This window comes from Streptomyces sp. NPDC006624 (assembly GCF_040611555.1).
Taxonomy (GTDB): domain Bacteria; phylum Actinomycetota; class Actinomycetes; order Streptomycetales; family Streptomycetaceae; genus Streptomyces.
The window spans coordinates 1-1,398 of record NZ_JBEXOM010000062.1 but is presented as its reverse complement, the minus strand read 5'-3'; the positions used below and the strand labels follow the sequence as shown (position 1 = coordinate 1,398).

Genomic DNA, 1,398 nt, shown 5'->3' with positions numbered 1-1,398 from the left:
CGCGCTTGCGGATGGTTTCGATGTAGCGCGGCGACGAGGCCTGGTCGCCCATCGCCTTGCGCAGCTGTGCGATCGCCTTGTGCACCGGGTTGTCGCCGATCTCGATGTTCGGCCAGCACTCGGCCAGCAGCCGGTCCGCCGACACCACCGCGCCGGCGTGGTAGGCGAGAAACTCTAGAGTTTCCATCGCCCGCGGCTCGATCGCGACCCGCTCGCCGGCGCGCGCGAGCACGTTCTCGCGCGGATAGACGATCCAGTCGCCGATCCGGAAATACTCCAGCGCTGACGCGGACAGGACCGTAGTGCTACCTCGCTGAGGCGCGCGGCGGCGTAAGGCCGCGGCGACGCAGGGACTGGCGCGGCGGAATCGGATCGAACCGACGGCGGATGCTAGTCGAGCCGGATCCGGTAAACATTGCCGGCCGACAAGAGCGTACGCATGCACGACAAATCGACCGACGCCTTGTGCGATAAACATCACAATGACGAGGCTGGACTTTGCGCACGACACGCAGGTTCCAAGCCGGGCAAGCCGGGATCGAGGCGCCCCATCGTCCGGGGCGCCCCTTCCTGCGCAGCGCACCCGTTACCGGATCAACCGCCGCGGCTGCCCGGAAGCTTCATGATTTGAACGCCGACGATCATCGGCGATTCGGAGGTACTCGCGCCGGTGAACATCGACCCGTTCTGGTCCGCATTCCAGCCGGCCTGCTCGCTGCCGCCCTCGCCCGCCGCGAACACGAAGGGCCCGATGCGCAAGCGCGTCGCACTGCGGAAGGTCTGCTGGAACGAACGGAAGACCTCCCGATTGGTCCGGATCATGAAGCTGGGCTTGTGCGCCACGTACATGCCGGTCTTGAGCAGATTGAAGAACCCGTCCTGGCCGAACACCGCCTTGGTGTTGCCGCTGCCATCGGGGCTGTAGCCGGGAACGAACGGCCCCTTGGACAGGGCATTGACGAGGCTGCCGTTGTACCAGCCGGTGGGCTGGATCTGGATCAGGTCGAAGGCATCGAAGCTGATCGAAACGTCGATTTCCTCGCTCGATTCTAACTGGTCGATCCGCTGCCACTGACTGTTCACATCGACCGCCCAGAACCACTGGTCGATCGCGCTTTCGCCGCCCGCCCAGGTCTGGCCGAAATCGTAGGCGTTCTGGCCGGTGACGAAACTCACCGTCGCCTGTTCCGCCCCATCCCCGCTCTGAACCCGGGTCAGCCAATCGGTCGCTGTCTGCGCCACCGTCCAGCCACGCACTTTCTGCAGATTCGAGTCGGCCAGCTCGACCAGGAACTGCTGGTTGTCGTACTGGGCGTTGGCATCGTTCAGCCCCGGGGTACGGGTCCGGCGGGTGAGCGCGGTCAGCACCGCCCGGTCGCTTTCCATCTTTTCTTCCGC

General features: G+C 65.2%; 2 protein-coding genes. Both read right to left on the bottom strand.

Going from position 1 to position 1,398, the window contains the following annotated elements:
* A partial coding sequence (locus ABZY20_RS37155) for a winged helix-turn-helix domain-containing protein (protein WP_356447943.1) occupies window positions 1-478 on the bottom strand: 478 nt, incomplete at its 3' end.
* 116 nt (window positions 479-594) lie between these two features.
* Window positions 595-1,398 (bottom strand): hypothetical protein (locus ABZY20_RS37150; RefSeq protein WP_356447941.1); only part of this gene is annotated, 804 nt, incomplete at its 5' end.